Origin of the sequence: Microbacterium profundi, assembly GCF_000763375.1 — a bacterium.
Taxonomy (GTDB): domain Bacteria; phylum Actinomycetota; class Actinomycetes; order Actinomycetales; family Microbacteriaceae; genus Microbacterium; species Microbacterium profundi.
On record NZ_JPSY01000001.1, the window covers coordinates 586511 to 611764 of the forward strand.

At 67.2% G+C, this 25254-nt stretch carries 20 protein-coding genes; 9 read left to right on the plus strand and 11 right to left on the minus strand.

The window, feature by feature from the left end:
- Positions 1-3: 3 nt before the first annotated feature.
- Genes JF52_RS0102755 through JF52_RS0102770 form a run of 4 tightly spaced genes read left to right on the plus strand, consistent with a single transcriptional unit; the run spans position 4 to position 5514 of the window.
- Positions 4-966, plus strand: a complete 963-nt coding sequence (locus JF52_RS0102755) for a carbohydrate ABC transporter permease (protein ID WP_033104942.1) — start codon at positions 4-6, stop codon at positions 964-966.
- On the plus strand, positions 966-1853 hold the full coding sequence (locus JF52_RS0102760; protein WP_084595501.1) for a carbohydrate ABC transporter permease: 888 nt from the start codon (positions 966-968) through the stop codon (positions 1851-1853). The genes JF52_RS0102755 and JF52_RS0102760 overlap by 1 nt, the downstream gene beginning before the upstream one ends.
- Positions 1853-4084: an alpha-xylosidase gene (gene yicI, locus JF52_RS0102765; RefSeq protein ID WP_033104943.1), complete on the plus strand. Its 2232-nt coding sequence runs from the start codon at positions 1853-1855 to the stop codon at positions 4082-4084. The genes JF52_RS0102760 and yicI overlap by 1 nt, the downstream gene beginning before the upstream one ends.
- Entirely contained in the window at positions 4081-5514 is a 1434-nt protein-coding gene (locus tag JF52_RS0102770; RefSeq protein WP_033104944.1) for a GH1 family beta-glucosidase, read from the plus strand. The genes yicI and JF52_RS0102770 overlap by 4 nt, the downstream gene beginning before the upstream one ends.
- 3 nt (positions 5515-5517) lie before the next feature.
- Here JF52_RS0102770 and JF52_RS0102775 read toward each other — a convergent pair whose 3' ends face one another.
- Positions 5518-6408 (minus strand): efflux RND transporter periplasmic adaptor subunit, encoded by an 891-nt coding sequence (locus tag JF52_RS0102775; RefSeq protein WP_052166702.1) that lies wholly within the window; start codon positions 6406-6408, stop codon positions 5518-5520.
- Positions 6409-6634: 226 nt separating this feature from the next.
- Here JF52_RS0102775 and JF52_RS0102780 point away from each other — a divergent pair, with 226 nt between their 5' ends.
- Positions 6635-7501, plus strand: a complete 867-nt coding sequence (locus JF52_RS0102780; protein ID WP_033104945.1) for an endonuclease domain-containing protein — start codon at positions 6635-6637, stop codon at positions 7499-7501.
- Between the two features lie 170 nt (positions 7502-7671).
- Here the strand turns inward: JF52_RS0102780 and JF52_RS0102785 are convergent, their stop codons facing one another.
- The 7 genes from JF52_RS0102785 to JF52_RS0102815 all read right to left on the minus strand — a co-directional run bounded on the left by JF52_RS0102785 (position 7672) and on the right by JF52_RS0102815 (position 17431).
- A complete protein-coding gene (locus JF52_RS0102785) occupies positions 7672-9486 on the minus strand; it encodes an ABC transporter ATP-binding protein (RefSeq protein ID WP_033104946.1) in 1815 nt (604 codons plus the stop codon).
- Complete coding sequence (locus JF52_RS0102790; RefSeq protein WP_033104947.1) at positions 9483-11414, minus strand: ABC transporter ATP-binding protein; 1932 nt, start codon at positions 11412-11414, stop codon at positions 9483-9485. The genes JF52_RS0102785 and JF52_RS0102790 overlap by 4 nt, the downstream gene beginning before the upstream one ends.
- Before the next feature lie 286 nt (positions 11415-11700).
- Complete coding sequence (locus JF52_RS0102795) at positions 11701-12195, minus strand: methylated-DNA--[protein]-cysteine S-methyltransferase (protein ID WP_033104948.1); 495 nt, start codon at positions 12193-12195, stop codon at positions 11701-11703.
- Complete coding sequence (locus tag JF52_RS0102800) at positions 12192-13703, minus strand: DNA-3-methyladenine glycosylase 2 family protein (protein WP_033104949.1); 1512 nt, start codon at positions 13701-13703, stop codon at positions 12192-12194. Before JF52_RS0102800 ends, JF52_RS0102795 begins: the two co-directional genes overlap by 4 nt.
- Before the next feature lie 78 nt (positions 13704-13781).
- Entirely contained in the window at positions 13782-15389 is a 1608-nt protein-coding gene (purH, locus tag JF52_RS0102805; RefSeq protein ID WP_033104950.1) for a bifunctional phosphoribosylaminoimidazolecarboxamide formyltransferase/IMP cyclohydrolase, read from the minus strand.
- A gap of 62 nt (positions 15390-15451) precedes the next feature.
- Positions 15452-16033, minus strand: coding sequence for a phosphoribosylglycinamide formyltransferase (gene purN, locus JF52_RS0102810; protein ID WP_033104951.1), 582 nt, complete (start codon positions 16031-16033; stop codon positions 15452-15454).
- Between the two features lie 9 nt (positions 16034-16042).
- Entirely contained in the window at positions 16043-17431 is a 1389-nt protein-coding gene (locus tag JF52_RS0102815) for a cell division protein PerM (RefSeq protein WP_052166703.1), read from the minus strand.
- Between the two features lie 89 nt (positions 17432-17520).
- Here JF52_RS0102815 and JF52_RS0102820 point away from each other — a divergent pair, with 89 nt between their 5' ends.
- Positions 17521-18960 (plus strand): NCS2 family permease, encoded by a 1440-nt coding sequence (locus tag JF52_RS0102820; protein ID WP_033104952.1) that lies wholly within the window; start codon positions 17521-17523, stop codon positions 18958-18960.
- A 220-nt stretch (positions 18961-19180) separates the two neighbouring features.
- On the opposite strand, the gene sucD is transcribed toward JF52_RS0102820, so the two are convergent.
- Positions 19181-20083: a succinate--CoA ligase subunit alpha gene (sucD, locus tag JF52_RS0102825; protein ID WP_033104953.1), complete on the minus strand. Its 903-nt coding sequence runs from the start codon at positions 20081-20083 to the stop codon at positions 19181-19183.
- A gap of 46 nt (positions 20084-20129) precedes the next feature.
- Positions 20130-21296: an ADP-forming succinate--CoA ligase subunit beta gene (gene sucC, locus JF52_RS0102830; protein ID WP_033104954.1), complete on the minus strand. Its 1167-nt coding sequence runs from the start codon at positions 21294-21296 to the stop codon at positions 20130-20132.
- Positions 21297-21481: 185 nt separating this feature from the next.
- Between sucC and JF52_RS0102835 the strand changes: the two genes are divergently transcribed.
- Both JF52_RS0102835 and JF52_RS0102840 read left to right on the plus strand, forming a co-directional pair.
- A complete protein-coding gene (locus JF52_RS0102835) occupies positions 21482-22756 on the plus strand; it encodes an HNH endonuclease signature motif containing protein (RefSeq protein WP_033104955.1) in 1275 nt (424 codons plus the stop codon).
- Between the two features lie 47 nt (positions 22757-22803).
- A complete protein-coding gene (locus JF52_RS0102840; RefSeq protein ID WP_033104956.1) occupies positions 22804-23466 on the plus strand; it encodes a TetR/AcrR family transcriptional regulator in 663 nt (220 codons plus the stop codon).
- 136 nt (positions 23467-23602) lie between these two features.
- On the opposite strand, the gene JF52_RS0102845 is transcribed toward JF52_RS0102840, so the two are convergent.
- Positions 23603-24088: a hypothetical protein gene (locus JF52_RS0102845; protein WP_033104957.1), complete on the minus strand. Its 486-nt coding sequence runs from the start codon at positions 24086-24088 to the stop codon at positions 23603-23605.
- Positions 24089-24180: 92 nt separating this feature from the next.
- On the opposite strand from JF52_RS0102845, the gene JF52_RS0102850 reads away from it, so the two are divergent.
- Positions 24181-25224, plus strand: coding sequence for an ATP-dependent DNA ligase (locus JF52_RS0102850; protein ID WP_033104958.1), 1044 nt, complete (start codon positions 24181-24183; stop codon positions 25222-25224).
- The last annotated feature ends 30 nt before the right edge of the window (positions 25225-25254 follow it).

Here is a 25254-nt window from a genome sequence, read left to right on the forward strand (position 1 = left end):
AACATGTCACTTGACACACGACGGGGCCGCACCAAGCTGCCGCCCGAACAGCCGTCGATTCCGCAGCGCAGCGGCGGAACCGGCGCGTACTGGATATACCTGCTCCCCGGTTTCGCGCTGCTGCTGGTCATCGTCATCATTCCGCTCGTATGGAACGTGTACCTCACCTTCACGAAGTGGAAGGGCGTGCGCGCACCGGAGTTCATCGGGCTCGAGAACTGGCAGAAGATCCTCACCGACGGCGACTTCTGGACGTCGTTCATCAACTCCGTGTGGATGATCCTGGCCATGGTCGTCGTGCCGACAATCGTCGGACTGATCGTCGCGGCTCTGCTGTTCGACGTCGTCGGACGCAAGTTCGGCGGCAAGGTCGGCAGCTTTCTGCGCGCGACCTACTATCTGCCGCAGATCCTGCCGATCGCCGTCGCCGGCATCGTGATCGGTTGGATCGTCCGGCCGGGCGACGACGGCGCGCTCAACCAGATCCTCGGATGGTTCGGCGCACCCGCGTACGACTGGCTCGGTCAGATGCCATCGGCACTGATCGTGCTCATGGTCGTCATGGTCTGGGTGCAGCTGGGCTACCCCGTCGTCGTGTTCATGGCGGCACTGCAGCGCGTCGATCCCGAACTGTACGAGGCTGCGGAGCTCGATGGCGCGAACTGGCTGCAGCGCTTCTCCGCCATCACCATGAGCATCATCCGACCCGAGATATTCGTCGTGACGCTGACATGCACGATTGCAGCTCTCAAGGTCTTCGGTCCTGTCTACATCATCACGCGCGGCGGTCCGGCAGGTTCGACCCTCGTGCCCGCGTACTACGCGTACCAGGAGTTCTTCACGAAGCGCAACGTCGGCTACGGCGCGACGATCGCCACTGTGCTCACGATCGTCGTGGTCATCGTCTCGATCATCTTCATCCGCGTCCAGAACTCCCTCGAGCGCAAGGAAAGGGCGGGACTGTGATGCACGCCACCACTGCCATCGTCACCGGAAAGCCCGCCAAGACCCGACCGCGCGGCGGCATGACCAAGAAACGCCCCGTCGACTGGCTCCTGCTCGCGCTCGTCGTCATCGGCGCCCTTCTGGTCATCGCGCCGTTCTACCTCGTGCTGGTGAACTCGTTCAAGTCACCCGTCGACTATGCGACTTCCGGACCGCTCGCCCTCCCCGAGTCAATCGATCTCGGGGGGATCATCAAGTTCTGGGAGCGCGTCAACTTCCCGGAGAAGGTCTGGAACTCGATCTTCATCGCCGGGATCGTCTCGGTACTCGCCGTCGTCATCTCGATGCTGAACGCGTTCGCGATCGGCATCGGACGCGTCCGGGGCCGATCCTGGATCGTGCTGCTGTTCCTGCTCGCAAACCTCCTTCCGCAGGAGGCGCTGCTCTACCCGCTGTACTACATGTTCAAGTCGGTCGGCCTGTACGACAACGTGTGGTCGGTGATCATCGTGTTCACGGTCATCCAGGCCGCGTTCGGGACCTATCTGTTGTCGTCCGTGTACGGAACCTTCCCGAAGGAGATCCTCGAGGCCGCTTCCCTCGACGGTGCCGGCCGATGGCAGATCCTGTGGAGGGTCGTCTTCCCGATCAGCCGCCCGACGTTGTCGGTGCTGCTCATCTTCTTCTTCATCTGGACGTGGAACGAGTTCCTCATCCCGCTCACGTTCCTCGCGTCGAACGCGAACCAGACCGTTCCGGTCGCGATCAGCGTGCTGCAGGGCGACCGGCTGATGGATGTCACGACGACGAGCGCGTCGGCCCTTCTCGGAATCATCCCCACGCTCATCTTCTTCCTCATCTTCCAGCGCACGCTGACACGCGGCATCACGGCAGGAGCAGTCAAGTAATGAAGTTCACCGACGGGTTCTGGCAGCTCCGACCAGGAGTCACTGCGCTTCACGCGCAGGAGGCCTACGACATCGCCACCACCGACGACACCCCCGACGGATCCGGCATCGTCGTGACCGCGCCGACCATGGTCATCGCCAAGCGCGGCGATGTGCTCAACCGGCCGGTCCTCACGACGACCCTCTCCTCCCCCGCCGAAGGCGTGATCCGCGTGCGCATCGCGCACCACGAGGGCGGACACTGGCACGGCGGGTTCACGCTCCCCGGCGCGACCGCGGCGGGCGAGGCATCAGTGTCGGACGACGGCGGTGCGCTCACCAGCGGCGCGATCACCGCCAGGATCGCCCCCGGCGCACCGTGGAACCTGTCGTTCGAGGTCGACGGCAGGCGCGTCACCGGCAGCGGCAACAAGGCACAGGGCTATCTGCGCCTGTCCCCCGACGCGCAGGTCGACCACGGCATCGTCGGCAACGCCCGCAGCGGCGCGCCCGCGCTCACCGCGTCGACCTTCGTGCACGAGCAGCTCGACCTCGGCGTCGGCGAGCTCATCTACGGCCTCGGCGAGCGTTTCGGTCCGTTGGTCAAGAACGGGCAGACCGTGGAGATCTGGAATGCCGACGGCGGCACATCGAGCGAACAGGCGTACAAGAGCGTGCCGTTCCACCTCTCCAACCGCGGCTACGGCGTGCTCGTGAACGATCCGGGCCATGTCTCGTACGAGATCGGCTCCGAGGCGGTCGAGCGTGTGCAGTTCTCGGTGCCGGGCGAGGTGCTCGAGTACTTCGTCATCGCCGGCCCCACGCCGAAGGAGGTGCTCGGTCGCTACACCGCGCTGACCGGACGTCCGCCGGTCGTCCCGGCCTGGTCGTACGGCCTCTGGTTGTCGACGAGCTTCACGACCGACTACGACGAGCAGACGGTCAACTCGTTCATCGACGAGATGTCAGCGCGTGAGCTTCCGGTGTCGGTGTTCCACTTCGACTGCTTCTGGATGCGCGAGTTCAACTGGTGCGACTTCGAATGGGACACCCGCGTCTTCCCGGACCCGACGGGCATGCTCGAGCGGCTCCATGAGAAGGATCTGCGCGTCTCCGTCTGGATCAACCCTTACATCGCGCAGCGCTCTCCCCTGTTCCGCGAGGCGGGCGATGCCGGGTATCTCGTGAAGCGCGCGGACGGATCCATCTGGCAGTGGGATCTGTGGCAGGCGGGCATGGGCCTGGTCGACTTCACCGATCCGGATGCTGTCGCCTGGTACCAGTCGAAGCTGCGCGGTCTCATCGACCAGGGCGTGGACTGCTTCAAGACCGACTTCGGCGAGCGCATCCCGACCGACGTGGTCTGGGCCGACGGCTCCGACCCCGCACGCATGCACAACCTGTACGCGCAGCTGTACAACCGGGCGGTGCACGACGTGCTCACCGAGGTGCGCGGCGAAGGAGAGGCCGTGCTGTTCGCACGTTCGGCGACGGCCGGCGGTCAGAGCATGCCTGTGCACTGGGGCGGTGACTCGACGTCGACGTTCGCATCGATGGCCGAGACCCTGCGCGGCGGTCTGTCGCTCGCGCTCAGCGGATTCGCGTTCTGGAGCCACGACATCGGCGGTTTCGAGGGCATGCCGGATGCCGGTGTGTTCAAGCGCTGGACGGCATTCGGGCTGCTCGGCTCGCATTCCCGTTTCCATGGCTCTTCCTCCTACCGAGTGCCGTGGGCGTTCGATGACGAGGCGGTCGACGTCACCCGCTTCTTCACCCGTCTCAAGATGCGCCTGATGCCGTACCTGTACCAGGTGGGGCTGGATGCGACGCGCACCGGAGCACCGATCATGCGACCCATGCAGTTGGAGTTCCCCGGCGACCCTGCCGTCGCGCACCTGGACCGGCAGTACATGCTCGGCCCCGATCTGCTCGTCGCGCCGGTGTTCACCGAATCGGGCGAGGTCGAGTTCTATCTGCCCGATGGCGAGTGGACCTCGCTGCTGAACGGCGAGGTGGTCGTGGGCGGTCGCTGGCTGCGTGAGACGCACGACTACATGTCATTGCCGTTGTACGTGCGCCCTGGCACCGTTCTGCCGTGGGGTTCCCGTCAGGACCGTCCGGACTACGACTACCATGACGGATTGACCCTGCGCGTGTTCGGCGGCGGCTCGGGCACGCGCTCGATCACCGTCACCGCGCCCGATGGTGTCAGCCGCGACTACACCGCCGATCTTGAGGAGACCACCGAATGACCGCCATCGGTTCGCCCGACTACCGCGACTCAGGACTCGTCTTCCCCGAAGGCTTCACCTTCGGCTCGGCCACGGCTTCGTACCAGATCGAGGGTGCCGCGGCCGAGGACGGCCGCACGCCGTCCATCTGGGACACGTTCGCCAAGACGCCGGGCAAGGTCTGGAACGGTGATACCGGCGACATAGCCTGCGATCACTACCACCGCGTCGATGAGGACCTCGACCTCATGAAGCAGCTCGGGCTCGAGGCGTACCGCTTCTCGATCGCATGGCCGCGGATCCAGCCGACCGCCGACGGCGGCGTGAACCAGGCCGGCATCGACTTCTACTCGCGTCTGGTCGACGGGCTGCTTGAGCGCGGCATCCGCCCCGTCGCGACCCTGTACCACTGGGATCTGCCGCAGTATCTGGAAGATGGCGGCGGCTGGACATCCCGCGCCACCACCGATGCCTTCGAACGCTACGCCGAGATCATGGGTACCTCGCTCGGCGACCGCGTGCACACCTGGACGACCCTGAACGAGCCGTGGTGCTCGGCCTACCTCGGCTACGGTCAGGGCGGGCATGCTCCCGGCCGTACCGAGCCCGCGTCTGCGCTCTCGGCCGTGCATCATCTGAATCTCGCGCACGGTCGCGCGGTGCAGGCGCTGCGCGCGACGTCGACCGGCGACCCCGACTACTCCGTCACGCTGAACTTCCACGTGCTGCGCGGGCAGGGCGACGGCGCGGCTGAGGCGATGCGCCGCATCGACGCTCTCGCGAACCGCGCGTTCACGCATCCGATGCTGCGCGGTGAATACCCCGCCGACCTGCTCGCGGACACTGCGGAGGTGACCGACTGGGCATTCGTTCAGGACGGCGACCTCGAGACGATCAACCAGCCGATCGACGTGCTCGGCGTGAACTACTACTCGACCGCGACCGTGCGCCTGTGGGACGGCGTGTCCGAGAAGCAGCAGAACGACGGCCACAAGGGCACGTCCGCCGGCACCGCGTGGCCCGGCAGCGACCAGGCCGTCGAGTTCGTACAGCAGCCGGGGCCGTACACGGCCATGGGCTGGAACATCGCGCCGGAGGGCCTCGAGGAACTGCTCGTCTCCCTGTCGGAGCAGTTCCCCGACCAGCCGCTGATGGTGACCGAGAACGGCGCCGCGTTCGAGGACGAAGTCGCCGAAGACGGCTCGGTGCCGGACCCGGAGCGCACCGATTACCTGCGCCGCCACTTCACGGCCGCGCACCGCGCGATCGAGCGCGGAATCGACCTGCGCGGCTACTTCGTGTGGTCGCTGCTGGACAACTTCGAGTGGGGCTACGGCTACGCCAAGCGGTTCGGGATCGTCCGCGTCGACTTCGACTCACTCGAGCGCACGGTCAAGGACTCGGGGCACTGGTATCAGGAGTTGGTGCGCACCCGCGCGCTTCCGGCGTGACCGTCAGGAGTCGCGGCGCGGCACCGGCCAGATCTTCGAGGGCTTGGGCTTCGGTTCCTCGGCTGCGGAATGCTCGGGCTCGGCATCCGCGTTCGGCTTGCTGCGCGCATTCCAGGCTGCGAACGCGGATGCTGCCGCACCTGCCGCCTTGTCGAGCATGTCGGCCGACCGCGTGAACACCTGCTGTGCGGTGTCCTGCCAGACCGGCGCCTCATTGGGGTTTCGCCCAGCGGCGCGGGCCTTCGCCGTATGCTCTGCGACGTCGAAAGCACGCTCGAGCTGGGCCACGGCATCCCGATACTCCGCGAACTCCGCCGTGGTCACGGGCGCGCCCGGTGCCGGGCGCAGGTCGAGCGCGTGACGCGATGCGCTGAGGAAGGCTGACGTCGCAGGTTCTTTGCCGTCGCTCATCGCCGGATACGCGATGAGTCTGGCCGGGTCGGTCTCATAGGCCATCCATCGTGCGGTGATGGCGTCGTGGGCGCGGTGAAGACGTACCAGTGGGTAGCGCTCCTTCTGCGAAGACGACGGGATCTCAGCGCGAGTGACATTGACGCGCACGCGGCGAGCGCGCATATCGGCCACGGCCGACTTCGCGTTCTGCTCCGCCTGCTTGAGCGCACGGCGGGCACTGGCGACATCGGCTGTTGTGGCGCGCGAGGCGGTACGCTCGGCGACGACTCGAGCGTGCTCGGCCCTGGCGATCTTCAGAGCTCCGCGGCGCTCGCTGACATCGCTCTGTGCCTCTTTCAGGTCCTGACGCGCCGCGTCGTAGGCAAGCCTGCGACCGCTCACGATGCCGCGTCGCCGAAGCCCGAAGGTCGTGACAGCGCCCGCACCGACAGCGGCCGGCGCGATCCACCACCATTCGGCTGCCAGGATGAGGGGGTCCACTCCTTCATGCTAGTCAGCTTGCCACCGCACCGGCCCCCGCGCATCAACTTCAGCGGCCCGGCTCAACTCTGGCGGCCACGATCCGAAGATGTGGCCGCCAGAGTTGCGCGTGGCCGCCAGAGTTGCGCGGTTGTCCGACCCTCCACAAGCCCCGTCTCGCGGCAGTTGTCCACCATTCACGTCTTCGTGACTCACTGGTCCCGTCCCAACGGGACATTCTGTTCGCATGGACCTGGTCAAATGGCTCTCCACCCGCGACGGTATCGCCCACCGAGCGGATGCCACGGCACGCGGCTTCTCGCCGAGTCATGTCCGTTCGGCGATCCGTGCGGGGCGCGTGCGTCGCATCCGCAGCACCTGGATCGCTCTGGACAGTGCACCCGCGGACCTGTTGATGGCAGCAGCCGCGGCCGGACGTCTGACCTGCTTGTCACTCGCGCGCCGCCGCAAGTGGTGGATCCCCGACAGCTCAGACGGCACGGACGACCAGCATCACCTGCAAGTCGGGCCGAATGCGCACCGGCTGCGCAAAGATGTCACGTTCCATTGGGCCAGGCCGCTTGTCGACCGCGGAGACCGTGTGTTGCAAGCATCCGTCGAAGATGCATTGGCGCACATCGCCCAGTGCCTCTCGCGCGAAGACGCCCTGTCTGTCTGGGAGTCCGCGGTCAAGGTCGAGCATCTCGACCTCGAGTCGGTGCGCGCCGTGCGTTGGCCCGATACGGCATCACGCGATTGCGCGAACATGATCCGCGGGATGTCTGACTCCGGCTTAGAGACGATCTTCGTCGTACGTTTGAGCCCGTGGGGCGTGCCCATCAGACAACAGGTCATGCTCGCCGGGCACAAGGTCGACGTACTCATCGGCACGCACCTCGTTGTTCAGCTCGATGGGTTCGCATTCCATTCATCGTCTGCCGATCGCACACGTGACGTGTCCCACGATGCCCAGTTGCGACTGCGTGGATACACCGTGCTGCGCTTCACATACGCACAGGTGGTCCACGACTGGGCGTATGTGGAACGGACGGACGCCGCCGCCGTGGCTCGAGGCCTGCACCTGAGCCCGGCTGCGCAGGCACGCCGCGCCTGACTCCCGCAACTCTGGCGGATCAAGTCAACTCTGGCGGCCACGATCAGAAGACGTGGCCGCCAGAGTTGCGCGTGGCCGCCAGAGTTGCGCGTGGCCGCCAGAGTTGCGTGTGGCCGCCAGAGTTGCGTGTGGCCGCCAGAGTTGCGCGTGGCCGCGAGAGTTGCGGCGTGCTAGACCAGGGTCTCCTGCCACGCCGCGTGCAGCTGGGCGAACTTGCCCGTGCCGCTGATCAGCGTCTCAGGAGTGTCGTCCTCGATGATCTGCCCGTGCTCCATCACCAGCACGCGGTCGGCGATCGCGACCGTCGACAGGCGGTGCGCGATGATGATGGCCGTACGGTCGGCGAGCAGCGTCTGCAGCGCGTCCTGGATCAGCCGCTCCGACGGGATGTCGAGCGATGCCGTGGCCTCGTCGAGGATCAGCACCGCAGGGTCGGCGAGGAAGGCCCTAGCGAACGAGATCAGCTGGCGCTGTCCTGCCGACACCCGCCCGCCGCGCTTGTTCACATCGCTCGCGTAGCCGTCCGGCAGCGCGGAGATGAACTCGTCAGCCCCGACGGCGCGCGCAGCCGAGCGGATCTCGTCCATCGTGGCATCCGGCTTTCCGAGGGCGATGTTGTCCGCAACCGTCCCGCTGAACAGGTATGCCTCCTGCGTGACCATGACGATCGCGCGACGAAGATCCTTCGGATGCAGCGACCGCAGATCCACCCCGTCGAGCGTGACGCGTCCGAGCGAGGGGTCGTAGAAGCGCGAGATGAGCTTCGCGAGCGTCGACTTGCCCGCGCCGGTGGTGCCCACCAGAGCGATCGTCTGCCCCGCGGGGATGTCGAGTGAGAAGTTCGGAAGGATCGTCTTCTCCCCCGTGTACCCGAATGTGACCTCATCGAAGTTCACGTGTCCGCGCGATTCCCAGAGGTCCACCGGCTTCTCGGGGTCCGGAACCGTCGGCACCTCGTCCAGCACGCCGGAGACCTTCTCCAGTGCCGCCGTCGCGGACTGGTACGAGTTCAGGAACATCGCGATCTCCTGCATCGGAGCGAAGAAGTTCCGCACGTACAGCACGGCAGACAGCAGCACGCCGACGGTCAGCGCCCCGGTCGAGACGCGGATGCCGCCCCAGAGCACGACGATGCCGAGTGTGAAGGCCGCCACGGTCATCAGGCCAGGCTCGAACGTGCCGAACAGCAGCATCGAACGACGGTTCACGTCGCGGTAGTCGCCGGCGACCTTCTGGAAGGTTCCGTCATTGCGCGGCTCCTTGCGGAACGCCTTGACGGCGCGGATGCCGGTCATGGTCTCCACGAACTGCACGATGACCCTGGCACTGATGACTCGCGATTCGCGGAAGATGACCTGCGAACGCGAGTAGAACCAGCGCATGAGCAGGTACAGCGGGATGAGGGCGATCAGCAGGATCACGCCGGACTGCCAGTCCCACACCACGAGCGCGATGAAGGTGAAGGCGCCGAAAAGCACGCCGGAGACCAGGTTGTTGAGACCGCCGTCGAGCAGCTCGCGGATCGAGTCGAGGTCGCTCGTCTGACGCGAGATGATGCGCCCTGACGTGTACGTCTCATGGAACTCGAGGCTCAGCCGCTGCGTGTGCAGGAAGATCCGCTTGCGCAGATCGATCAGCACCGCTTGCGTGATGCGCGCGGCGATCACGACGTACCAGCCGATCAGCGCTGCTGCAGCACCACCGGCGACCAGGTAGATGAGACCGATGCCGAAGGTCGGCATCCAGTCGGCGTTGTCGATCACTGCGGGCAGTGCCCAGTCGAGGCCGACACCGATGAGGATCGGGCCTGCGACCTGCAGCGCGGTCGAGATCACGAGCACGATCGCCGCGAGCACGATCTGGGCGCGCAGCGGCGTGACGAGAGAGCCGAGCAGTCGCAGCGAGCGCTGGCGGATCGCCTTGCTCTCTTCGCGGGTGTAGTTGGAGCGGTCTTCGCCCTGGGTTCCGGTCAATGCCGCGCTCACGCCTGCACCTCCTCTTCCTCGATGCTCGACGCTTCGACAGGCTCAGCGATCGATCCGTCCACAGCTTGGTCCGCTCCGCTCCTTGAGCCTGTCGAAGGGTTGGCGATCACAGGGATCGCGCCGGTGCGCGCGGCCTCCTCGGCCTCGAGGCTGGAGATCACGTGCCGGTAGTGCGTGCTCGTGCGCAGCAGCTCGGAGTGCGTGCCGACCGCGGTGATGCGGCCTCGTTCGAGCAGCGCGACCCGGTCGGCGAGCGCGACCGTCGACGGACGGTGCGCGACGATCATGGCCGTGGTGTCGGCGAGCACGCGGCGCAGTGCCTCCTCCACGAGGGCCTCGGTGTCGACGTCCAGTGCGGAGAGCGGGTCGTCCAGCACGAGCACCCGGGGGTTGGCGGCGACGGCGCGTGCGAGTGCGAGCCGCTGCCGCTGTCCGCCGGAGAGGCTGAGCCCCTCCTCGCCGATCACCGTCTCCACGCCGTCGGGCAGCGCGTCGACGAAGTTCGCCTGGGCGACGTCGAGGGCCTCGCGCAGCACGCGCTCCCCCTCTTCGCTGTGGATGTCGAGTTCGGCGCGGCCGAGCAGGACGTTCTCGCGGACGGATGCCGAGAACAGCGTGGCGTCCTCGAACGCCATCGCGATGTGACGACGAAGTTCAACGAGGGTCAGGTCGCGCACATCGACACCGTCGAGCGTGACGCGGCCGCCCGTCACGTCGTACAGACGCGTGGGCAGCGTGGTGAGAGTGGTCTTGCCGCTGCCGGTGAGGCCGACGAGCGCCATCGTCTCGCCGGGGCGCAGCACCAGGTCGATGCCGTCGAGCAGGTCCCGCTCGGAGGCGCCGGCATCCTGATACCGGAAGTGCGCACCCTCGAAGGCGAGCTCGCCACGGGGCTCGGCGATGTGCACCGGGTGCTCCGGGTCGGTGATGCTGTTCGTCTCGGAGAAGATGTCGAACACGCGATCGGATGCGGTGCGCGCATCCAGCATGAACGAGAACAGGAACCCGATCGACTCGATGGGCCAGCGCAGCACGGTCGCCATCGCGAAGAACGCGAACAGCTCCGGCAGCTCGATCGCGCCCTGCGAGATCAGCCAGATGCCCGACATCAGGCTGAGGCCGAACGCGATCTGCGGCATGAGGTCGAGCCAGAACCAGATGGATCCCACGGCGCGCGCCTTGCTGAGCTCGGTGGTGCGCAGCGACTCGGCCTGCGTGCTGAAACGCGTGAGCGCGTGCTTTCCACGGCCGAAGGCCTTGAGCACGCGGATGCCGTGCACGCTCTCCTCGACGCTGGTGGCGAGGTCGCCGGCCTGATCCTGGCTCTGACGTGCCAGACGGCCGTAGCGCTTCTCGAAGCGGTACCCGGTGATCCACAGCGGGATGGCGGTGACGATGAAGATGGTGCCCAGCAGCCAGTGCCATCGGAACAGCAGCACCGCTCCGATGATGATGGTGAGCAGGTTGACGACGAGCAGAATGAGCCCGAATGCCAGCCACCGGCGGATGAGGCCGATGTCCTGCATCATGCGGCTGAGCAGCTGGCCGGACTGCCAACGGTCGTGGAACGCCACCGGCAGGGTCTGCAGACGCGCGTAGAGCTGCGTGCGCATGCGGTACTCGACCTCGGTGGAAGGTTTCAGGATGAACCAGCGACGAAGCCACACCATGAGCGCTTCACCGAAGCCCAGCACGAGCACGACGACGGCTCCGAGGACGATCAGGCCGATCGAACCGGTGCGGATCGGGCCCTGCACGATCTGCTCGAGCACGAGCGGGATCATCAGGGCGATGACGGCCGCGCCGAGCGCGCTCGCGGCGCCGCCGACGAATCGCCAGACGACGGGTTTCACGAACGGTGCGAGGCGCCAGAGTGCGGCCGGAGCGGACAGCGAAGAGGACTGTTTCTGCGATGACGAGGAAGACATGACTCTCAGACGAGTTTCGATGCGGAAGAGGTGTGAGACGGGCTCGGCCGTGCGGCCTGGAGCCCGGAGGTCGTGATGCGGGGCGGAAAGCTATCCGCGGTACACCGGGTTCGAGCCAAGAACGGTGATCTGCGCGACGGCGATCGAAATCATGGTGTCCTCCTCAGGCTCGGCATCGTCGCCCGGTCGGTGCGACAGCCCTCCAGCCTATTGCTGTGAACGAGCTGGGCGCAAGAGTCATTCCCTCTTCGGCGACTTCCGCGCGCCGCAGCGTCAGGCCGCTGAGTCAGGCCGCTGCTTCCCTCTCGAGCAGAGACTCCTTCACCGGCAGGCCCCAGGCGAAGCCGCCGAGCGATCCGTCGGTGCGCAGCACGCGATGGCACGGCACGAACAGCGCCGGCGCGTTGCGTGCGCAGATGGATGCCGCGGCACGCACCGCCTGCGGATTGCCGAGCCCGGCGGCGAAGGACGTGTAGGTCAGCGGTTCGCCGGGCGCGATGCGGCGCAGCGCGTCCCATCCGGCCTGCTGCATCCCGGTGCCGAACTGGCGTACGGGCACGGTGTTGATGGCGGTGAGGTCGCCATCGTAGTACGCGCGGACGGCGGCCGCGGCATCCGTCTCGCCCTCTCTGATGTCCGCCGGGCGCCTGCGCTCGGCGAGCCGCGTGATGATGGCGTCGTGGTCGGCGGTCCACCCCGAGGCGAGCACACGCTGCTCGCTGTCGACGAGCAGGGTGAAGGCGCCGTCTGCGGTGTCGATGGTCTGGATGAGAGCGGTCATGAGAGCTCCTTACTGATGGTCTTGGTCGTCTTGGGCACGCGCACGGGAGCTGCGCGCCACAGGTGTGCGGTGAGATAACTGCGCCAGGGCGCAGTGCGCTCGGCCCAAGCGGTCAGGGGCTTCGGATCGGCGGTGAGACCGGCGGCGGCTGCTCCGGCCCGCACGGCGACGTCCCCGGGGAGGAAGACGTCAGGGTCTCCGATCACGCGCATCCGCACATAATCGGCGGTCCACGGGCCGATCCCAGGCATGGCGAGAAGTTCCGCCCGCTGCGCGACGCGATCGTCACCGACCGTGAGTGTCAGCGAGCGATCGGCGAGAGCAGCCGCGGCACCGGTGATGGCCCTGATGCGAGCGGCAGGTCCTCGCAGCACCTCGGCGCCGTGCTCGGCGATCGCCGACATGGTCGGGAAGAGGTGTCCGCCGTCGACCTTCTCCCCCAGCGCCTCGGCGAGCGCGGTCAGCGCAGTGCGCGCGGCGACGACGGTGATCTGCTGGCCGACCATCGCGCGGATGAGCATCTCGTGCGGGTCGGCGGAACCTGGAACGCGGATGCCGGGGATGCGTGCGACGAGTGGGGCGAGCTCGGGATGCGCGCTGAGCGCCTCGTCGACACCGAGTGGGTCGGCGTCGAGGTCGAATATCCTGCGCACGGTGGCGACGAGCGGAGCGAGGTCGCCGAGCCGCGTGACCCTGGCGCGCAGATGCAGTCGTTCGTCCTGCTCCTGCCGCACCTCGAACCACACCGCTCCACCGGGCATCCTCAGATGACGGGCGAACGACGTGGCGGTCGCGAGCTCGACCCCGGGCAGAGCGCGCGCGGCCATCCACGAGAAGATGCCTTCGGCGTCGAGCGGAGCACGGTACGCAAGGACGAGATCGATGGCACCGGGAACCTCTTCGCCGACCTCACCGGTCCCGGCTCCTGTCCGGGGAACACGGCGCCGCGCCCTGAGCTCGCCGGGCGTGAGCCCGAACACCTCGCGGATCGTGTCGTTGCACTGGCGGATGCTGGCGAAGCCTGCGGAGAACGTGACATCCGAGATCGGCATGTCGGTGCCGACCAGCAGCATCCGCGCGTTGTGCGCACGATGCGCCCTGGCGAGGGCGAGCGGGCCGGCGCCGAGTTCGACGCTGAGCAGCCGCGTCAGGTGCCTGCTCGAGTATCCGAGCCTGGATGCGAGACCGGGCACGCCCTCGCGCTCGACGACCCCGGAGGCGATGAGCCGCATCGCCCTCGCCGCGATGTCGCCACGCAGATTCCAGGCGGACGAGCCGGGGGCGGCTTCGGGAAGGCAGCGCTTGCACGCCCGGTATCCGGCCTCGTGCGCGGCTGCGCTCGTGGGGTAGAAGGTGACGTTCTGCGGCTTCGGGGTGCGAGCGGGGCAGCTCGGTCGGCAGTAGATGCCGGTCGAGCGGACCGCTGTCACGAATTGCCCGTCGAAACGGATGTCACGCGCGCTGATCGCGCGGTACCGTTCGTCGAAGTCGGTGATCGGGGAGCTCATGCCTCTACTCTGACACGCGCCAACGACATCGACTGGCGGAAATCGGACACGACAGTGCGCCGCCCGCGGGAACGGACCTCAGTGGAAGAAGTGCCGCTCGCCCGTGAAGAACATCGTCACGCCCGCGGCCTCTGCCGCGGCGATGACCTCTTCGTCGCGCACGGATCCACCCGGCTGGATGATCGTCTTCACGCCCGCGTCGATCAGGATCTGCGGTCCGTCGGCGAACGGGAAGAAGGCATCGGATGCCGCGACCGATCCCTTGACGCGATCACCGGCGCGCTCCACCGCGAGGCGGCACGAGTCGACACGGTTGACCTGACCCATGCCGATGCCGACCGTGGCCTTGCCCTGCGCGAGCACGATCGCGTTCGACTTCACGGCGCGGCAGGCCTTCCACGCGAAGATGAGGTCCGACATCTCCTCGTCCGCGGGGCGCTCGCCGGTGATGAGCTGCCAGTTGTCCGCCACGGCATCGATCTCGTCGGGGAAGCGGTCGGCGTCCTGCAGGAGGAGGCCACCTGAGACGAGGCGCACGTCCATCTGCTCCTGCTGCCAGTCGTCAGGCAGCTGCAGCACGCGCAGGTTCTTCTTCGCCTTGAAGACCGCCAGCGCCTCCGGCTCGAACGACGGCGCGACGATGACCTCGGTGAAGATGTCCTTGAGGTTCTCGGCCATCTTCAGCGTGACGGTGCCGTTGGTCGCGATCACGCCGCCGTATGCCGACACCGGGTCGCACTCGTGTGCCCGCAGATGCGCGCTGGCGATGGGGTCGAGGGCGTTCGGTGCCGTGGTCGCAATGCCGCACGGGTTCGCGTGCTTCACGATGGCGACCGCAGGCAGCACCATGTCGAAGGCTGCGCGCAGCGCGGCATCCGCGTCGACGTAGTTGTTGTACGACATCTCCTTGCCCTGCAGCTGCACGGCCTGCGCGATGCCGTGGCCGCCGACGCGGGTGTAGATGGCGCCGCGCTGGTGGGCGTTCTCGCCGTAGCGCAGCGTCGACAGGCGCTCCGCCTTGATCGTCAGGTGCTCCGGCAGCTCGCCGCCGTCATTGAGCGTGCCCTCCGCGAACCAGGCGGCGACGGCGGTGTCGTAGGTGGAGGTGTGCGCGAACGCGCGAGCGGCGAGCTCGCGGCGCTGCGAGAGCGTGGTGCCACCGGCGACGACGGCCTCGATGATCGCGGGGTAGGACTCGGGAGAGACGACGATCGCGACGTTGGCGTGGTTCTTCGCGGCAGCGCGCACCATGGCTGGACCGCCGATGTCGATCTGCTCGACGGCGTCGTCACCGGAGGCCCCGGCTGCGACGGCCTCGACGAAGGGGTAGAGGTTCACCACGACGAGTTCGAACGGGTCGATGTCGAGGTCGGCGAGCTGGCGGGCGTGGTCGTCGAGGCGCAGATCGGCGAGCAGACCGCCGTGGATACGGGGGTGCAGCGTCTTCACCCGGCCGTCGAGCATTTCGGCGACGCCGGTGACGGCAGCCACGTCGGTGACCTCGTGACCTGCCTGACGGATCGTCGCTGCGGTTGATCCCGTCGAGACGATCTCGACGCCGGCTTCGGCGAGCGCCGCCGCCAGCTCGAGGAGGTCGGTCTTGTCGCTCACAGAGACGAGCGCGCGCCGGATCGGCACGGTGTCGCGTTCGCGATAGAGGGACGAGTCGTGGCGCGGACCGGCCATGGGAGCTCCTTCGTGCGAGTGTCGTTCGGATGCGGGTCTTCGGATGCGGGTCAGAGGAATTGTCAGGGGGTCAGGGCGAGCTCGCCCGTGGCGATGCGCCGCACGACGTCGATGAGCAGACGCCGCTCCACGGGCTTGATGCGCTCGTGCAGGGTCTGCTCGGTGTCGCCTTCGAGCACCGGGATGCGCTCCTGGGCGAGGATCGGGCCGCTGTCGATGCCGTCGTCGACGACGATGACACTGGCACCGGTCTGCACCGCGCCGGCGGCGAGCGCGTCTCGTACGCCGTGCGCGCCGGGGAACTCCGGCAGGTACGCGGGATGCGTGTTGACGATCCGTGGGCTGTAGCGCGCGACCAGCGAAGCCGGCAGCAACCGCATGAGGCCGCTGAGCACGACGAGGTCGGGGTTCCAGGCCTCGAGCTGACGGCCGAGCTCCTCGCCCCATGCGTCGCGATCGGCGAATGCGCGGAACGGGGCCGTGAAGGTCGGGATGCCGAACTCCTCGGCGTGCGCGAGCCCCTCGGCGTCGCGATCGGCGCCGACCACGACGATCCGCGCGGGGAAATCGGGGCGGCGTGCGGCGTCGAGCAGAGCGCGGAGATTCGAGCCGGTGCCCGAGATGAGAACGGCGACCGTGAGCACCCGGCCAGTCTAGCGGTGCGTGGGAGTGCTGCCGTCCCCGAAGAATCCGTGGTCGTCCAGCGGCGCCGTGTCGTTCGCATCCGGGTCACCGTCCGCGCCGGAGTCGGCGACGGAGCGAGCGGGAAGCCCACCGGCATCCGTCGTCGGCGAGGCGCCCATCTCTTCGACCCAGCGATCGGTGCGCTCTTCTGCGAGCTCGTCGCGATGCCGTGGAGCGAGCAGCAGGATCGATGCTCCGACCAGCACCTCGATGCCGATCGCGAGAGACATCCATCCGGGATGCGGGCCAGTCTCGGCCAGTCTTCCTGGTCCGATGGATCCGGATGCCAGTACCGCGGCGACCGCGGCGACGCCTGCGCTGCACAGCGCGATGCCGACGGTGATCGCCAGACGCGGTGCGAAGGGGCGGGCGACGTCCTCCCACACGAGCCTGGAGCGCACGATCCACCCTGCGAACGCACCGGCGCCGACCGGCAGGAGCACGACGATGAGCATCCAGATCGAGGTGGCCTCGGGCAGCAGGCCGAGCATCGGGATGCCGGGGACGACGCCGAGCTCTGTGCCTGCTGGCGAGACGGCGGTGCCGACGCCCATCGCGATCCCGGGTCCCGCCAGCCAGGCCACGGCCCACACGAGCAACGTCGGCAGGTAGGCGAGGTGGCCGAGCGTGAGCACGGTGACCCCGGTCGCATCGACGCGCGCCGCTTCGAAGAGGGCGACCACCTCTCCCCCGCGCAGCATCACGGCCACAGCGACGGCGAGGCCTGCGACCCCGGTGAGGGCGACGACCACGGCTGCTGTGCCGCGCGCGATCTCTGCGGGGAGCACACCCCAATCACCCCAGCGATCCACGACGTCGTGCAGCCGGTCGATGAGTCCGCCGTCGCCCTCGCGCCAGGCGTACCGCACGGCGCCGCACAGCGCGCCGACGACGTACACGGCTGAAGGCAGAACGATGCCGAGCGCGAACGACGACTGAGCACCGGCGGTGTGAGCGGTCAGCGCCACGCCGGTCGCGATCAGCGCGAAGATCAGCGATCCGGCGACGACGCCGAGCAGCCACGCTCCCGAGCGTGCGGCCCTGGTGCCGGAACGTGCGGCGAAGAGCAGTGTGAAGATCAGGAATGCCAGCGGTGTGAGCGAGAGCGTGAAGCGCGCAGCATCCGGTGAGATGCCGACGACGACCACCATCTCGTCCGCAATCGTGATGTCGAGCGGCACGCCGTGGCCGAACTGCCAGAGTGTTCCTGCAACGGGCCAGAGCGCGCCCCAATCGGCTGTCCCGCCGAACGCGAGCGTCCACAGCAGGGTGAGTGGCGCGAGCAGCACGGCGAGGCCGACGGCGGCCGCGATGGCGGCATCGACCGCGGCGAGGAGCGCGACGAGGAGGCGTTGCATGACTCAACGAGACTACGACGAGAACCTGACTGCCCCACGGTGGCGCGCGCGGCGCCGCGGACACGATATCGTCTCCACGGAGGTTCCCGATGACAACTGCCCCCTCGCCCGCCCCGGAGCACACCGCTGACCCGAAGAACGCTGAGCCGAAGAACGCGCTCGACCGTTTCTTCGAGATCAGCAGACGCGGCTCCACCATCGGCACCGAGGTGCGCGGCGGCGTCGTGACGTTCGTCACGATGGCGTACATCGTGATCCTCAACCCGATCATCCTCTCGACCCCTGATGTCGACGGCACTGTCCTCGACGGCAGTGCGGTCGCGGCGGCCACGGCGCTGACCGCCGGTGTCATGACGCTGCTGTTCGGCATCATCACCCGGTTGCCGTTCGCCTTCGCAGCGGGACTGGGGATCAACGCGTTCCTGGCGTTCTCGGTGGTCGGATCGGTGACGTGGCCCGAGGCGATGGCACTCGTCATGATCAACGGCGCGATCATCGTGCTGCTCGCCGCCACCGGTCTTCGGAAGATGATCTTCGATGCGGTGCCCGTGCAGCTCAAGCTCGCCATCACCGTGGGCATCGGCTTGTTCATCGCCTTCATCGGCTTCGTGAACGCGGGATTCGTCACCGCGACGGGCAACGCCTCTCCCCCGGTCGATCTGGGTGTCGGAGGATCTGTCGCGAGCCTGCCGACCCTGCTGTTCGTGATCACGCTTCTCCTCGGCGGTGTGCTGATCGCCGTGCGCCTCAAGGGCGCGATCCTCATCGCTCTCGTCGGCGGCACCGTGCTCGCCGCGATCGTGAATCTGATCTGGCCGTTCGGACTCGATTTCGGCTTCGCCGGCGGCATCATGAGCCTGCCCGATCTGAGCCTGATCGGTGCCGTCGATTTCAGTTTCGACTTCACCAAGGTCAGTTTCGTCGCGCTAGTGATGTTCGTGTTCACGCTCGTGTTCTCGAACTTCTTCGACGCCATGGGCACCATGACCGGTCTCGCCAAGGAAGCCGATCTCGCGGATGCGAAGGGCGACTTCCCGCGCATCAAGTCGGCCCTGGTCGTCGAGGGCGTCGGCGCGATCGTCGGTGGCGCGACATCATCGTCGTCGGCGACGGTGTTCGTCGAGTCCGGCTCCGGGATCGGCGAGGGCGCCCGCACTGGACTTGCGACCTCCGTCACCGGCGTGCTGTTCCTGCTCGCCATGTTCTTCACCCCGCTCACCTCCCTGGTGCCAGGGGCTGTCGCTGCGGCCGCCCTGGTCCTGGTCGGCGCGATGATGCTCACGCAGATCAGGCACATCGACTTCGGCGACTTCCGCGTGCTGCTGCCGGTGTTCCTCACCGCGACCGTCATGCCCATGACGTACTCGATCGCCAACGGCATCGGCGCGGGCTTCGTCAGCTGGGTCGTCGTGAACGCGCTCTCCGGTAGGGCCAAGACGATCCACCCGCTGATGTGGATCGTCGCCGCAGGCTTCGTGCTGTTCTTCGCACGTGGACCTATCGAGGCGCTGTTCGGCGTCGGTATCTGACGCTTCCTGCGACGTACGGTCACGTTCTTCGGAGAATCGCGCTTGGCTCGGACGACTTCTGCCGAAGGCCTCCGAAGTTACTGCAATTCTCCGAAGTTAGCGCACCCGTCAGGACGGGCGGATGCCGTGGCATCCGCCCGCGCGGCAGTTACCCACAGCATTCACACACGCAAGAAGGCTCCAGGCCGAAACCCGGAGCCTTCTCGTTGCAGATCAGCTGTTACAGGCCTTCGACGATCGCACGCATCAGGTCAGCAGTCTCGGACGGCGTCTTGCCGACCTTGACTCCGGCGGCCTCGAGGGCCTCCTTCTTCGCCTGAGCCGTGCCCGCAGAGCCCGAGACGATGGCGCCGGCGTGGCCCATGGTCTTGCCCTCGGGCGCGGTGAAGCCCGCGACGTAGCCGACGACCGGCTTGGTGACGTGCGCCTTGATGTAGTCGGCCGCGCGCTCTTCGGCGTCGCCGCCGATCTCGCCGATCATGACGATGGCCTTGGTCTCGGGGTCGGCCTCGAACGCTGCGAGAGCGTCGATGTGCGTGGTACCGATGACCGGGTCGCCGCCGATGCCGATGGCCGTCGAGAAGCCGAGGTCGCGCAGCTCGAACATCATCTGGTAGGTCAGAGTGCCCGACTTGGAGACGAGGCCGATCGGGCCCTTGCCGGTGATGTTCGCCGGGGTGATGCCGACGAGCGCTTCACCGGGGGTGATGATGCCGGGGCAGTTCGGCCCGATGATGCGGGTCTTGTTGTCCTTGCTCTGCGCGTACGCCCACGCCTCGGCCGAGTCGCCGACGGGAACGCCCTCGGTGATGACGACCAGCAGCGGGATCTCGGCGTCGATGGCCTCGATCATGGCGTCCTTCGTGAAGGCACCGGGGACGAAGGCGATCGACACGTCGGCGCCGGTCTCCTTCATGGCCTCTGCGACGGATGCGAAGACGGGCAGTTCGACGGGATTGCCGTCCTTGTCGGTGTGCGAGACGGCGGTGCCGGCCTTGCGGGCGTTGACGCCGCCGACGACCTGGGTGCCGGCCTTGAGCATGAGGGCGGTGTGCTTGGTGCCTTCGCCGCCGGTGATGCCCTGGACGATGACCTTGGAATCCTTGTTCAGGAAGATCGACATTTCTCTAATCCTTTTCCTTAAATCCGGTATCTGAGCTTGTCGAAGATCAGGCGTTCGCCAGCTCGGCGGCCTTGTCGGCGCCCTCGTCCATGGTGGCGGCGAGGGTCACGAGCGGGTGGGCGTATTCGGCGAGGATCGCACGACCCTCTTCGACGCGGTTGCCGTCCAGGCGCACGACGAGCGGCTTGGATGCCGTGTCGCCGAGCGTCTCGAGTGCACCCTTGATGCCGTTGGCCACGGCGTCGCACGCGGTGATGCCGCCGAAGACGTTGACGAACACGCTCTTCACCTGCGGGTCGCCGAGGATGACGTCGAGGCCCGCTGCCATGACAGCTGCGGATGCTCCGCCGCCGATGTCGAGGAAGTTCGCGGGCTTCACGCCGTTGTGGTTCTCACCGGCGTAGGCGACGACGTCGAGCGTCGACATGACAAGGCCTGCGCCGTTGCCGATGATGCCGACCTCGCCGTCGAGCTTCACGTAGTTCAGACCCGACTCCTTGGCCTTGGCCTCTAGCGGGTCGGCGGCGTCCTTGTCCTCGAGCGCCTCGTGCTCGGGGTGGCGGATCTCGGAGGCGTTCTCGTCCAGCGTCACCTTGCCGTCGAGCGCGACGATGTCGCCGTCTTCGGTGCGGACCAGCGGGTTGACCTCGACGAGCGTCGCGTCCTCGCCCTTGTAGACCTCGTACAGCTTGACGAAGACGTCGGAGACCTTCTCGATGAGGTCTTCGGGGAAGTTCGCAGCGCGAGCGATCTCGACAGCCTTGTCCTTGTCGATGCCGGTCAGCGGGTTGACCTCGATGCGGGCGAGCGCCTCGGGCTTCTCGACAGCGAGCTGCTCGATCTCCATGCCGCCCTCGACGCTGCACAGCGAGAGGTACGAGCGGTTCGCGCGGTCGAGCAGAACCGAGAAGTAGTACTCCTCGGCGATGCGGGCGCCGGCAGCGACCATGACGCGCTTGACGATGTGCCCCTTGATGTCGAGGCCGAGGATCGCCTTCGCGGCTTCGTACGCCTCATCGGGGTTCTTGGCGACCTTCACGCCACCGGCCTTGCCGCGGCCACCGGTCTTGACCTGCGCCTTGACGACGACCACTCCACCGAGCTTCTCTGCTGCCGCTTTCACCTCCTCGGGGGTGTCCGCGACGATACCGGGGAGGACCGGCACTCCGTACTTCTCGAAAACGTCTCGTGCCTGGTACTCGTACAGATCCACTGTGCTTCCTTCACTGGGTCTCGGTCCGGAAAGTATCTCGATGTCGAGACATCGACCAGTCCTAAAGCCTACTACCTCCGTCTGAGCGCTCCGTCTCACCCGCTCGCCACTCGGATTCGTAGATATCTTCGTTTTTTCTATCCATAACCATTGTGCTAGTCGCATTTTTCAACTAGTCTGGATTCATGGAACCTTGGTTCGACGATGTGGATGACCGGCCGCGTGATGCCGCGTTCTTCGTGGAGTCTGCGCTGGATGATCTGCAGTGTGCGGATGTCGATCTGAATCGGTATGAGGCGCGGCGGTCGGCGAGGATTGCGGATGCTGTCGCTCTGGCGCGCCGCAATCCCGAGGTGTACGTGCGTGGGACGGATAAGGATGCGCTGGGCCAGGCGGAGCGTGCGGCGGTGTTCGATATCGCGTTGCGGTTGCGGTGCTCGGAGGAGTACGTGCGTGGGGTGCTTTTCACGGCAGAGCAGGCGATGGCGCATCTTCCGTTGCTGTGGCAGCAGGCCAGGGACGGGTTCGTGTCGATGTATCTCGTCGGTCGCACCGTCGGCGCTCTGGCACGGGTGCGGGCCGATTTCGGTGCATCGGAGGAAGAGCTCGATCTCGAGCGTGAGGCGATGCGGTTGATCGATCAGGCGGCGTCGGAGTGGGCGCTGTCGTGTCCGCCGGCGGCCTTCGCTCGCCGGTTGCGCACTCTGGTCGATCGGCTCGACCCGGTCGGCGCGGCCGAGCGTCACGGCCGGAAGGTGCGCGAGCGTCGTGTGGTCGTCCACGAGGATGAGGACGGCATGAGCTGGTTCATGGCGTACATCCCGACGATCGAGGCGATCGCCGCGAAACGCCGGTTGACGTCCGCGGCCAAGCATCTGCAGAAGCATCCGGACGAGTGCCGTACGCGTGATCAGATCCGCGCCGACCTGTGCTCCGAGTGGTTGCGCGGTATCGGTACCGACAAGGCAGTCAAGACGAAGATCTTCGTCACCATCCCCATCGAACGCGGGGCCTGCCGCGCCGCGGCGCGGCAGGCCGAGTTCGTCGGTCATGGCCCGATCGACCCGCTCACCGCGAAGCAACTGTTCCTCGATGCGAAGGCGTTCCGCCGGGTGATCATCGACCCCATCCGCAGCGTCGTGGTGGACATGGACCGCCGCTCCCGCCGCGCCACTCAAGCCCAGCGCGAATGGCTCATCCTGCAACACGGCACCTGCGCCAGAGACGGCTGCAACCGCCTCGCTCAAGACGCCGACATCGACCACAAGACCCCATGGGCGAGCGGCGGCAAGACCGACATCGACGAGCTCCGGCCGCTGTGTCCCCGCGACCACGTGCATCGACATCTCACGCGAGCGATCTACCGCAGTCGGCCGGACAATTCGGTTCAGGTCATCACACCGACCGGGCATGAAAGCAAGCCGACACCTCACGCCCCCACCACCGAACCACCGTTCTGAACCCCGCCCGCAAGCCCGACGTGCGCGCCAGCATTAGGCTTCTCGCTATGCATCAGTCCGCAGAGCCGCGCACCGGCGTCGTCGCCGCAGCGCTCGACCTGTTCCGCGCCCAGGGCTTCGACCAGACCTCGGTGGAGCAGATCGCGAAAGCGGCCGGCGTCTCCCGGTCCACCTTCTTCCGCCAGTTCGGCGGCAAGGAGGATGTCGTCTTCACCGACCACGAAGTGCTGCTGGAGGAGGTGCGGGCCTTCCTCGCCGAGGGGCACCGCGATCCATGGGAGGCCGTCTGCCAGGCGTCCCAGCACGTCTTCGCCCACTTCGCCCACGATCCGGAGATCGCCCGCCTGCGCTATCAGGTCGTCCGGCAGGTGCCGGCGCTGCGCGAGCGCGAGATCGTGACCGTGTTCCGCTACGAACGCCTCTTCGACGAGTATCTACGCAGTGCGCTTCCCGGCATCGACCCGCTTGATGCGGTCGGCTTCGCCGCCCTCGTCACAGCCGTGCACAACCACGTGCTGCGCCAGTTGCTGCGCGGCACGAAGCGCGTCGCCCCCGCTGTGCTGCAGTCCGCGCTCGACGATGTGCGCCGCCGCTACGGAGTTCTCCCCGATGCCGCTGACGAGACCCCGAACGACATGGTGGTCGCCGTCTTCCCTCGATCGATGCCCATCGCCGAAGTGACGCGCCGGCTGCAGTCCGACCTCAGCTGAGGCGCGCCGGCTGCAGTCCGACCTGAGCTGAGGCACGCCGGCTGCAGTCCGACCTCAGCTGAGGCGGGCCGGCCCCAGGCGCAGCGACCAGGCGGGCGCATCGCACTGCGTCGACAACCGACCCTGCGCCTACGATTCAGTCGCAGCCGCACCCGCCGGATGCATTGCGCACCATGAAGCAGACGTCGCACGTGCCGTAGTCGCGCTCGTTCGTCTTCGTGGGACGCGGCGCGCTGACGGTGGAGGCCGTCTTGCGCGGTGCACGCGCAGCCGGCGCCTTCTCCGCGATGGGTCGGAACTCGCTCGGGTGCGTGACATAGAAGTACGGTGCGCGGCCTTCGCTCGGACGCAGACGCAGCACGGTCGCGCCGACTGTGACCTGCTCGTCTTCGGCGAAGCCGTTGGTGTACGTCTTGCCGATGTGCAGCGGTGTGCCTCCGCCACTGCGGATCGCCTCGATGTAGCGGCCACGATCGATGAAGGACGAGACGCCGACGGCATCCGTGATCGCGGTGATGAACTCGTGATTCTGCGTGTCGATGCGATGCGCGCGAAGCGCCTCGGAGAGGTTGCGGTATGGACGGGACGTGCCGGCGGGGGTGGGCCCCTGTGTTTCATTCATCGTTCTCAGGATCGCACGTCTGGCTGGGAGCACCAGACCAATCTGCGATGGGCGCTCTTCCGCGGTGAGGCGCCTACCGCGAAGATGGAGGCATGCGCTACGAGATCCCTGTTCCGATGCTCGCGAAAGCCGCAGCATCCGTTCCCGACCCGGCGAAGACGAGCGGCGGGATGCTGTTCGAGCCGAAGTGGGACGGCTTCCGCGGTCTCGTCGCCTGGGACGGCGAGACGCTCGAGATCGGCTCGCGCGGCGCGAAGCCGCTCACCCGTTACTTCCCCGAGCTCGTCGAGGCTCTGCCGAAGATCCTCCCCGGACCCTGCCTGCTCGATGGCGAGATCGTCGTCGCGACCGGCGAACCGGGCGCACAGCGCCTCGATTGGGAGGCGCTCAGTCAGCGCATCCACCCCGCCGCCTCGCGCGTGGAGCGTCTCGCCGCCGAGACCCCGGCGATGTTCATCGCGTTCGACCTGCTCGCCGAAGGCGACGAGGATCTGCAGCATAGACCGTTCCGCGAACGCCGGGCACGCCTGGAATCACTGCTCGCACGTGCGCGGCATCCGCTCCAACTCACCCGCACGACCGAAGACCAGGCCATGGCCAGGCAGTGGCTCGCCGAGTTCGAGGGCGCCGGTCTCGACGGCGTCGTCGCCAAGCCCCTCGACCAGCCCTACGCGCCGGGCAAGCGCACGCTGATCAAGATCAAGCACGCCCGCACCGCCGACGTCGTGGCCCTCGGCTATCGCATCCACAAGTCCGGATCCGGCGTGGGTTCGCTGCTCGTCGGCCTGTACGACGAAGGCGGTGCTCTGCGCCAGGTCGGAGGCGTCGCCGCCTGGAGCGACAAGCGCAGACAGGAACTCGTCGACGAACTCGCGCCTCTCGTGGAGCGCGACGAGGACGGTGCTGCGGTGACGGGCGAAGGCGAACGCAGCAGGTTCAGCGGTTCGAAAGACGTGTCATTCGTGCGCCTCCGGCCGGAGCGGGTCCTCGAGGTGCGCTACGACCAGTTGGAGGGTGCCCGTTTCCGGCACACTGTGCAGTTCGAACGGTGGCGTCCTGATCGCGATGCGCGCTCGTGCACGTACGACCAGCTTGACACCGTCGCCGGCTACGACCTCGCCGACGTACTGGCGTGATCATCGAGCGGTGATCGGGAGCACGCGGGA